This window comes from Microbacterium algihabitans (assembly GCF_032464975.1).
Taxonomy (GTDB): domain Bacteria; phylum Actinomycetota; class Actinomycetes; order Actinomycetales; family Microbacteriaceae; genus Microbacterium; species Microbacterium algihabitans.
On the sequence record NZ_JAWDIU010000008.1, the window covers coordinates 128821 to 138147 of the forward strand.

10 protein-coding genes are annotated in these 9327 nt (G+C 63.2%); 6 read left to right on the plus strand and 4 right to left on the minus strand.

What is annotated here, in order from left to right:
- The first annotated feature begins 98 nt into the window (after window positions 1-98).
- Window positions 99-302, plus strand: a complete 204-nt coding sequence (locus RWH43_RS17420; protein ID WP_316002137.1) for a ribbon-helix-helix domain-containing protein — start codon at window positions 99-101, stop codon at window positions 300-302.
- Window positions 299-682: a type II toxin-antitoxin system death-on-curing family toxin gene (locus tag RWH43_RS17425; protein ID WP_316002138.1), complete on the plus strand. Its 384-nt coding sequence runs from the start codon at window positions 299-301 to the stop codon at window positions 680-682. Before RWH43_RS17420 ends, RWH43_RS17425 begins: the two co-directional genes overlap by 4 nt.
- Window positions 683-1205: 523 nt before the next feature.
- On the opposite strand, the gene RWH43_RS17430 is transcribed toward RWH43_RS17425, so the two are convergent.
- Window positions 1206-2003 carry a transglutaminase-like domain-containing protein gene (locus RWH43_RS17430; RefSeq protein ID WP_316002139.1) on the minus strand — a complete coding sequence of 266 codons (798 nt, stop codon included), beginning with the start codon at window positions 2001-2003 and terminating at the stop codon, window positions 1206-1208.
- A 240-nt stretch (window positions 2004-2243) separates the two neighbouring features.
- On the opposite strand from RWH43_RS17430, the gene RWH43_RS17435 reads away from it, so the two are divergent.
- The gene (locus tag RWH43_RS17435) at window positions 2244-3368 is read left to right on the plus strand and encodes a YihY/virulence factor BrkB family protein (RefSeq protein WP_316002140.1); all 1125 of its coding nucleotides are present in this window, start codon (window positions 2244-2246) and stop codon (window positions 3366-3368) included.
- Window positions 3369-3852: 484 nt separating this feature from the next.
- On the opposite strand, the gene RWH43_RS17440 is transcribed toward RWH43_RS17435, so the two are convergent.
- The 3 genes from RWH43_RS17440 to RWH43_RS17450 form a co-directional block, all read right to left on the minus strand.
- A complete protein-coding gene (locus RWH43_RS17440) occupies window positions 3853-5022 on the minus strand; it encodes an ATP-binding protein (RefSeq protein ID WP_316002141.1) in 1170 nt (389 codons plus the stop codon).
- 371 nt (window positions 5023-5393) lie between these two features.
- A complete protein-coding gene (locus RWH43_RS17445) occupies window positions 5394-5729 on the minus strand; it encodes a hypothetical protein (protein WP_316002142.1) in 336 nt (111 codons plus the stop codon).
- Window positions 5730-6031: 302 nt separating this feature from the next.
- Window positions 6032-6682, minus strand: coding sequence for a cutinase family protein (locus RWH43_RS17450; RefSeq protein WP_316002143.1), 651 nt, complete (start codon window positions 6680-6682; stop codon window positions 6032-6034).
- Window positions 6683-6818: 136 nt separating this feature from the next.
- Between RWH43_RS17450 and RWH43_RS17690 the strand changes: the two genes are divergently transcribed.
- The 3 genes from RWH43_RS17690 to RWH43_RS17460 all read left to right on the plus strand — a co-directional run bounded on the left by RWH43_RS17690 (window position 6819) and on the right by RWH43_RS17460 (window position 8484).
- Window positions 6819-7163: a helix-turn-helix domain-containing protein gene (locus RWH43_RS17690; protein WP_367575767.1), complete on the plus strand. Its 345-nt coding sequence runs from the start codon at window positions 6819-6821 to the stop codon at window positions 7161-7163.
- A gap of 270 nt (window positions 7164-7433) precedes the next feature.
- On the plus strand, window positions 7434-8021 hold the full coding sequence (locus RWH43_RS17455; RefSeq protein ID WP_316002144.1) for a hypothetical protein: 588 nt from the start codon (window positions 7434-7436) through the stop codon (window positions 8019-8021).
- A 121-nt stretch (window positions 8022-8142) separates the two neighbouring features.
- Window positions 8143-8484, plus strand: coding sequence for a hypothetical protein (locus RWH43_RS17460; RefSeq protein WP_316002145.1), 342 nt, complete (start codon window positions 8143-8145; stop codon window positions 8482-8484).
- Window positions 8485-9327 lie beyond the last annotated feature (843 nt).

Sequence of the window (9327 nt, forward strand, 5' to 3'; positions counted from 1 at the left end):
CCGTTTCGCAGAGATGTCCCCCCAACGACCAGTCGCCCACTCACGTTTGCCCCCTCCGCCGCGGTATCATGATGCAACCAACACGGAAGGACGTCATCGTGGTCATGACAGTGCGATTGTCGGACGAGGCTGAAGCGCGTCTTGAGCACCTCGCCGCCGTGATGCAGATGAGCAAGAACGGTGTCATCGAGCAAGCGGTCTTGCACATGGACGAACGGGCTGAACGGCGCCGCCGGTTCCGCGACGCTATTGCCCAGGTGGACAATCGGGACGCCGAGCTGCTGGACCGACTTTCTCGGTGACCGAGTACCTGGACCCTGAGGACGTTGACGAACTTGTCGCGGACAAAGGGTTTCATTATCGAGACCGCGGGGGCCTGCTCTCGGCCCTCGCCGCACCCATGCCCGTGTTCGGGGAGGAGGTACACGAGGGTATCCACCGAAAAGCTGCCGTGCTTTTCACCGCGATCAACCACAACCATCCGCTCCTGGACGGCAACAAGCGGCTGAGTTGGTACCTCACTGCGGTGTTCTACGCCTTCAACGGTTACGTACTCGTCGCGGACGTCGGCGAAGGCGACCAATTCGTTCGTGCGGTCGCAGGCGAGAACCCGCCCCCACTTCGCGACGTTCAGCAATGGTTCGACAGACACGCCCGGCCGGTCGACCGAGATCCACGCTGACGATCAAACCCTCCTGTCGCCAAGAGCGGCTGAGGGCGGCCAGCGACGTCGAAACAGTCAGGACGCTAGCGGAGTCAATCGATGGTCCGCCGACCATGATGGCCGACCCGGGTTTTCGAGTACGGCGAAGCTCGCCGCGGTCTGAGTAGTACTGATGAGTCTCGGCTCGGGTGCCGCGTAGGCCGCGTACGAGACTGCTCGACGGGCCCCTGCCGAGTTGGTGGCCACCGGTACCTACGAGTTCCTGGCCTCCTTCGTTGACCACGGCGAGGTGAAACTCGCTGTTCTGGCGAATGCTGACTGCTCCGCATCCGGATCAGGGCTCGTTGAGCATTCGGATGCATCCCGCAACACCCATCGTCTTCCGATTTCACGGGGGCGTAAGCCCAGCATCGACTCCGACCTGATCGAGAAAGGGATGCGCGACGCAAGAGGCCTTGACGGGTTGTAGATGCGGTCACTACACATCTGAACGGAGCCTCGGCGTTTCGGGATCCATCGTTTCTCCTGGGCGCGGCGAGTGTTATCGCAGTGCGATCAAGTGCGTTAGGTCGTCAGGCGGTAGTTGTTCGGCGACAGCGGTGACCTGCATGTCTGCGATGTCGACGCGGCCCGAGATAACGGTGAGGAAGGCGGAGTCGGCGGCGTCTCGGCCGGTGGCGATGCGCACGAGTGTTGATCGGGGCGCGAGGGTGGTCGCGTCGACGACATGCCACGCTCCCTCGACCCATGCTTCGGCGACGGCGTGAAAGTCCATCGGGCGCAGGCCCGGGGCGTAGACAGACACGAGACGAGCGGGGACGTTCAGTGCTCGCAGGAGCGCGATGGTGAGGTGGGCGTAGTCGCGGCAGACACCCTGCCGGGCGAGGAGTGTGCGGGTGGCGCCGTCGGTGGGCAGGCTTGAGCCGCTGACATACGCGAGGTGCGTGCCGACCCAGGCTGCTACTGCGGTGAGGAGCTCGGCTGGATCGGTGGTCGCACCGAACTCGGCCAACGCGGTAGGGGAGAGGATGTCAGATTCGGCGTACCTGCTGGGGCGGCGGTAGGTAATGAGATCGATTGGGTCAGAGGAGACTGGTTTCGCCTCGCCGACGATGGAGGCGTTGTACGTGGCTACGAGATGCCCGACGGGGCTATGCACCTGGTGCAGGCGCGTGCCATGCACGTCAGTGATCTCCACCGAGGCGAGCGGAGCGCCGTCCAGTGCAAAGGTGATGCTCTCGCTGACGGGGGCGTAGCTAGAGCTCACGGCCAAAGAAAAGACCAGGTCGGCAGGCTCAGAAACATCCAATTCAAGGCGACTCGAGACATCACGCTCCATGGCGCAAGCGTGCCACACGAACATCTCCCGCAAATGTCGCGATGATGGGGGCGGGGGATCCAGCAGTAGGTGCAACCTGCGGATGTCCTCGACGAGTACTGGCGTCAAGGTAGGAACAGCAAGGCACGTCCGGGGGAAGACGTTGACACGCACACCTGGAGACGTTGCGACCGCACCCGCGCATGACAGACCACACCCGTAAACGTGGGCGCGGATTTACCTCTTTGAAAGGGCATCAGGATGACCCGACGGAACACTGACGAGGCCACGCGCACGGGCACAGCCACGCCTGATCCGGAAGCAGACGCCAAGCCCGACTCGCCGACTGATTTGAAGAAACGCTCGTGGAAGTACGTTCTCCGAAAGACCGTGCGGGAGTTCACCGCGGACCAGTGCATGGACGCCGCCGCCGGGCTGGTGTACTACGCGGTGCTGGCGCTGTTCCCAGCCCTCTTGGCAATTTTCTCCATCCTGGGGGTCGTGGGCCAAGGAGCAGCCGCCGCGGACGCTATCCTCGGGGTCCTTCGCCAGGTCGCCCCCGACGCGGCGAGCACGCTGCAAGACCCGATCCAGCAGATCGCCAGGTCTCCGGCTGCAGGTTTCGCGCTGATCAGTGGAATCGTGCTGGCACTGTGGTCTGCCTCCGGATATGTGGGGGCGTTCAGTCGTGCCATGAACCGGATCTATGAGATCGACGAAGGCCGCCCGTTCTGGAAGCTCCGTCCCATGCAACTGGTGGTCACCGTCATCGCAGTTGTCGCTCTCGTGCTCGTCGCTCTCGGTCTGGTCGTCTCCGGCGACGTCACCGTAGCCATCGGTAACGCCCTGGGCCTTGGCCCAGGAGTGCAGCTCGCGTGGGACATCGCCAAGTGGCCCGTCATGCTGCTTGTCGTCGTGTTTCTTGTGGCGATGCTGTATTACGCCACCCCCAACGCGAAACAACCGAAGTTTCGGTGGATCAGTATCGGCGCGGTCATCGCCATTGTGGTGCTCGGGGCGGCGACAGCCGGGTTCGGGTTCTACGTCGCCAACTTCTCTAATTACGACCGCACCTACGGCTCCCTCGCCGGGGTCATCATCTTCCTGCTCTGGCTGTGGATCGCCAACCTCGCCCTGCTTTTCGGCGCCGAGTTCGACGCGGAACTCGAGCGCGGACGCCAACTGCAAGCGGGCATCGCCGCTGAGGAGGACATCCAGCTTCCCGCCCGCGACACCCGCAAGAGCGACAAAGCCGAGGAGAAGGAACGGGAAGATGTGCGGGAGGGGCGCCGCATCCGACGGAGCGAGTCACCGGAATCGTATTCGATGACACCTGCGCCGCAGCCGCAGCGTCGACGCAAGTGGTGGTACCTGCGTCGCAAGTGAACACCCCAACCGCACCGGCGCACCCCGCCGATGGGCTGACTGGTCGGCGTGGGTAACCAGCAAAGCTCCACACCGACCAGCCACTACAAGTGTGAACCTTTAGCCCAGTCACGTCTAAAGCATCCCGCTGCCTGACGGGCGCAGAGCCGAGACGGCTTGTAGTCGCGGCTTGAGGTTGTCGGTGCGTGTTGCGTCGCGGGTGTGGCCCTGATCGTGCCGCTGCGCGTCACCTTCGGCGCCGCCGCCCGCGTAGCTGTCGTGGATTCCTAGATATCGTCACGCGAGCTGCGCGGGCGCCCTGCCCCCCACCCGTGCCCATATTTTTCTTACGTCGGACACACTGGGGGCCATGGAAGTCTGGCATCAGGCCCGCGTCACGAACGGGAGAGTGGGGCACAATGAGCCGCATCATTGGTGAGGCGGTGCCAGCCCAGTTGCACATGGACACGAGGTCGATGCTGTTATGGAAAGCCTTGCGTTGGGGTCAGGCCGTGGTTTGTCGGGCGATGAAGGCGGCCATGCCGGGAACGGTGAATGCCACGACGCCGTGCTCGGGGGCGAAGGCGAGTCCTTTGTTGATGAGGGCGGCTCGAGTGGGCCCGAGGCTTTTAGGCTTCTTCTCGAGTCGTGAGGCGATCTCCCCGGAGGAACTGCCTGTGTCGCCGTCGATGGCCATCGCACGAAGGTATTGCTGCTCGGCAGGTGTCGCGCGGTCCCATCGTGCGCGGAAGAACCCGTTGTCGAGCTGATTGTTGCCCTGCAGGATTCCCAGCTGGGCGTCGTGCTTGGTGATGGTGGGGCCGACTGCGACGTTCCACGATTCCTGCCCATACTGCTGCAGGAAGTAGGGGTACCGGCCGGAGCTCACCACGACGAGGTCAATGGCGTCGTCCTCCCATTCGGCGTCTTCCTGGGCGGCGGGGATGGTGAGGGCCTCGGCGACCACGGTTTCGTCGATCTGCTGAATCCGGAAGTACTGGAAGCGTTCGGCGTATGACTTCGCCTCGGCCATGATCCGCGGCAGGCTGGGGAGACCGGCGAAGGCGAATAGCAGTGGCCACTCATCTTGGGCTGCGGCATGAGCGACGGTGCACAAGGTGGTGAGTTCGCTCACGTTGAGGTCTTGTGCTTCGTCGATGCAGATGGCCACGCCAATGTTTTGTTCTTCGGCTGCGTCGGAGAGGTCGCGAAGGAGCTTGCGGAGATCAGTGTCAAGGATTCCGGTGTCGGCGCCGCCACCATCCACTCCAGACAGATCCAGCCCGAACGACCAGGTCCCGGTGGTGTCGTACGACGCTTTGAAACTCAGGGCGGTCCTGATCGCTTTCAGTAGTCGCTTTCCGGCAGTGGGCTGTGCGAGGTCCGACAGTGGTGCGTAAAGCGCCTCCCCGAGCAGCTCCCGCAGCGTCTTCCCTGACCCGGCCTCGATCTGGGCAACGATCCAGCCCCGCTTGCTCGCGTTGCGGCGAAACTCCGACAGCAGGACGGTCTTACCGACCCCACGGAGCCCGTACAGCACGAAGGGTTGATCGGTGCGGCCGCGCTCAGCTCGTTGCAACGCGGTCGCCCACGCGCGAATCGCGTCGTCACGTCCGACAAGGGCGGCAGGCTTCCGTCCAGCCCCGGGGGAGTAGGGATTGCGAACACGATCCATGGCGCCTCCATCTATCAATGACTAGCAGAGTCTAGTGGAACCGTAGACATAGGCAGTTTTATGTAGATCGTGATGGGCCTCATGTCGAGACTGCTGGGTTAACAGGCCCACCACTGATCCGTCGATGGCGCTGGCGATAGGGGCGGGGTCCGGCGCGTCCGCTTACATCCGCGGCGGGGTCCACACTGCCCGTAAAGTCTTGCGCCCTGGTGGGAGGGGCCCAGCGCAAACGCGTCGATGCTGGAGGCCGGTCGCGTCTACGGTCAGTCCGGGCCACGGACGCGCGCGCCGTGAGCGCCCTCAGAGCGTCGGGACCGGATTAATCCAGAATCCTGTCCCGACGCTCCTCGTTTGTTCCTTGAAACTGCTATTTACGTGCCCTGGTAGCCGACAATCCTGGACACGATGTACGCACCGATGATGATCGCTATTCCGGCCGCCGGTACCCATGCCGGCGACTTCCGGAGCCAATATCCGATGGTGATAGCGATTAAAGTTCCTGCCCATGAAATCGTTGTTGGGATGAGGAAAACGAGGCGGTGGAGTTCACTGCGTTCAAATCCACAACAGCCGTAAACGTGGATGGCATCGATCGCCCACATGACGTAAGTCACGATCGTCACGACGATCTGCAGAATTGCTACCGCAATCGCGGGCGCGACCGTCGACCGACGCCGATCGGACTTGACGCTCTCATTGCTTCCCATGTTCTGATCCCATCAGGATGCGTTGATCAAGTAGATTAGCCAGTCTCGTGCTTCGTTCGTGTACTTGGTGTAGTCGTTGTGTGCGGCTTGGCCCCACCCGGCGTTGGCGGCTCCCGTGCATGCCCAGTCGATGTTGTTGCAGTAGGACCGGATCTCGGACTGGTAGCCGGGGTTGGGGTTGCTGGGGTTGTCGAAGGACCAACCGTAGTAGCGGTACCAGTTTCCGAGAGCGGCTGCATCGGCGCTTGAGCGCGCGAAGACGCCGTTCGTGTTTGCGCTCGAGGGTGTCCTTCCAGGATGGTTTAGACGTTGCTTGGATTGCCGTACACAACGGCACCGCGGATCATGGATGACTCAGGTGTGCCCCGAAGGTACTGAAGTGTGTCCATCACGACGTGGCCGCCACCTGAGTGACCGGCGAGAAAGATGATTGGCTTGGTTCCGCAGGAGTTCCAGATTGACCTGATCTCCTGGACAAGTGTGTTCACGCCGGCCCACACGGATCCTGCGCAAAAGCCGCTGCTTTTCGAGGATGCGTCCCACGCCAAGCTCTCGACAAACAGGGGCATTCCCATGGTGCCGGCCCGGGTCGTCATCGCGTTGACGAGAGGCTGCAGCTGTGGTCCATGCCCGCCGCTCAGCCATACGCGACCGTTCTGAAGATTACTTCCACCGCTGGCGTCGACACCGCGCGCCGTGATGAGGACGGCGAAATCGCACTTTCCAACGGCATGTGCTGGTGCGGCGCCCACCACCGAGATTCCCAGTGCGACAGTGATCGCCGCGATGCCCGCGACCCACCTAGCCCGTAACGATCGGCGCTCGCGGCTGCGGCGGAATTCTAGAGATTGGGTCTTCATCTTGTGGCTCTCCTGTTCGACTGTGTGCTGAGCGGTTACGCACACGGTCGAACGGCAGCGCCGCGTTGGCCAGAACACATACGCACTGGTCACGGACCACACATCACTGTAAGGACCTCGATCTCCCGGCATCTGCGGGTCTGTCACGCCATGTCCCCCAAAAGGCGGACTGCCCTGCTCGTCGCTTTGGTGAGAAAGTGAGCGTCGGCGGGAACTGGGGGAGACCGTTTTGAAAATTTCAAGAGAGCTCGATGGTCCAGACCGTGCACCGGGGGAGAGTCACTTCCGTGCCGCGTGTGCTCTGAGCGACCTGCTGAGAACGACCCGGACAATGCACGGGTTGTCTCAGGAAGATGTGGCGTTCAAGGCAGGCTTGGCTGTCGTGACATACGGGAGTCTGGAACGCGGCCAGTCTCGTAATGGAGGTTTTGCGAACCCGACCTTAGATACTTTCCTTCGGGTTTTCGACGCACTCAGTGTGGCGGTTGTAGCTCAACCGGCGACAACCGAACGCGTTTCGGTGCCTCCCGTCCGGTGGAGCTATCAACTACGGACGGGCACTGGGCAAGGCTAATCTCTGCGCGTCGACCGTCTCAGCACGAGCAACCCCGTTTCACAGGCGGCGGTTCAACCAGGTATGGCCCGACCTGAATGCAACCGTCCAGTGACTCGTTGGATGATTGCCTGGGGCACGTTGAGACGCGTGCGGGGTTGTCTGGCAGTAGGGAAGAGCAGCGCGCTTGACGCTCCCACATTCGAGCCATTGCTCGTGCGCAACGACCCCCTGCGGGCAACGCGCGGTAGGGTGCGGCTAACGCTCACCTGGGGCGCGGACAGGATGCTGATGGCCGGCACACAACCGCGGGCGGCGCGCGTGATTGTCTTTGTTGCCGCCCTCGTGCTGGTGCTTCTGCTCACAGTGGGATCGGGCTTCCTGCTGGGGACGTCGTCGTCAAAGTCGTCCGGGGGAGCTCTACTGATGGGGGTGGCTGCCGGCGCCGGGTTCACGGTCGCTCCCGTCGTCCTCGGTTCGTGGTTGGCGTTTTGGAACCCCCACCAGTCGACGGGTTCGCAAAGGATCTATCGACGGCTATGGGTCTCAGTTCTCGCCGTGGAGGTGGTGTCGGCGGCCCTCATCATTGGGTACGCGGCTCTCGAGGGCGCACCTGGATGGATTGTTGTGGTGTTCATTGTCGGGGGAGCGGCCCTGCTGGGCGCGTCTTTCGCGGTTGGAAACGCCATTCGCCGTTCAGAACGGGCTGCGGTGCTGTCGCCGGTCGACGATCTCTATCCGCTGGAGGAACGCCGCCGAGATATCCGGCGCCTGGTATTGGTCACCCTGCTCACCGTCGTAGTCGTCGGCTGTGCCTTGATCGTCCTGGACCCTGACCCTCGACATCGAGGATGGGTGGTGGCTCCTCGCGGGATTTAGCGTCGCTTTCACGCTTATCGTCGGGGGCGCCACGACCCTACTGCCCTCGTTACGGCTAGGGCGACGGGCGCGGGCCCTCGTCGACGGAGACATCGGGCGGCTGCGGACGATCGCCAAGGTCGTGGTCCGCGGGAAGAAGGTGCCGTTGTCGGCGGAGGACGAGGTGGCGGCGGTCCGTTACGCCCCGCTCGCCGTGGTCCTCATGACCTACCAGCTGGCAAACCTCGTCACCCTGTACACCGCCCTAGGCCTGATGCAGGTCGCGAACCTCACCTCGTGGGACGAAACGTCGCCCATCACTGCCTTCGCTGCGGTGTTCCTTATCGCGCTCGTCGTTGTCCTCGCTGTCGTCGTGCCTCTGCAGATCAGCTACATCCGAAACGCACGCGCCTTCGCGCGCTCCGCAACGGTCTCGCGGTCCACGCTCGCGACGTCGGAGCCGGCGTCGGGGGAGCTCAACTGAACAGTCTGGGCTCTGCCCGCTGCCGCGATAAAGACGGCAATCATGCACTCCGCACCGTGCGCGACCCTGCATTGTCCCCCTCCCAATGGTCTCAACAAGATTGGCGCGTCTCGTAGATACACAAGCCTTCTCCGATGCGAGCATTGTTCTCGCGGCTCTCGTCCGAGACGTCCTTGTCTCGTTTCCCGACCAACTCCAGATCTTCGGCATCTGGGTCGAGTCGACATCTAGCGTGTGCGTCGTGTATCGACGGGTCATCGACGGCGACGTTGTCCTGGGGCGCCGCATCACCTTCCCACCTCATGCCATCGACGGAGAGCCGGCTTCGACGGGTGCTGACGCCGCCGAGTCGATGAGGGAGCCCGCTGGCGACGCGCTGAACCACGGTCGCCTTGTCGACGGTGTTACCTGGCTTTGGCTGCGCCCGGATGATCCCACCCCGGTTTGGTCAGGCGTACTCGGCTAGGCCAGGTCCGGCCCGCGGCTGGCGGACAAGTCCGACGTCCCTGTCGAGACCGAGAGCTGCGGGCAGCAGTCAAGGGAGAGAGCCTCCGCCCGCTCGACCTGACGAGTATCCGTGTCGCGCGGTCGCTCTAGCTTCCAGCCACCAAGCGACATCGGCCATCACGGCACCAGCCGTTACGAAAACCGCCACTGTCACGAGACTTCGACGACGAGCTCGGACGAGCGATGGCACACGCTGGTGCGAGGAGCGGCCGCGCCCCTTAACCACACGAGGTAGGCGCCGCTTGTGTCGGATGACCGAATATCGGCTCGAAGGTCCGTTGCGGGGCGTACGTCGTTACTGCTGCTGCGGGGGGGGGGGGGGGGGGGGGGAGGAGG

Bases quoted from the DNA above. Each gene is read 5' to 3' on its own strand.
- RWH43_RS17440 (WP_316002141.1), bottom strand. From the start codon at position 5,022: ATGGATCGTGTTCGCAATCCCTACTCCCCCGGGGCTGGACGGAAGCCT.
- RWH43_RS17455 (WP_316002144.1), top strand. From the start codon at position 7,434: ATGGCCGGCACACAACCGCGGGCGGCGCGCGTGATTGTCTTTGTTGCC.
- RWH43_RS17435 (WP_316002140.1), top strand. From the start codon at position 2,244: ATGACCCGACGGAACACTGACGAGGCCACGCGCACGGGCACAGCCACG.
- RWH43_RS17430 (WP_316002139.1), bottom strand. From the start codon at position 2,003: ATGGAGCGTGATGTCTCGAGTCGCCTTGAATTGGATGTTTCTGAGCCT.
- RWH43_RS17445 (WP_316002142.1), bottom strand. From the start codon at position 5,729: ATGGGAAGCAATGAGAGCGTCAAGTCCGATCGGCGTCGGTCGACGGTC.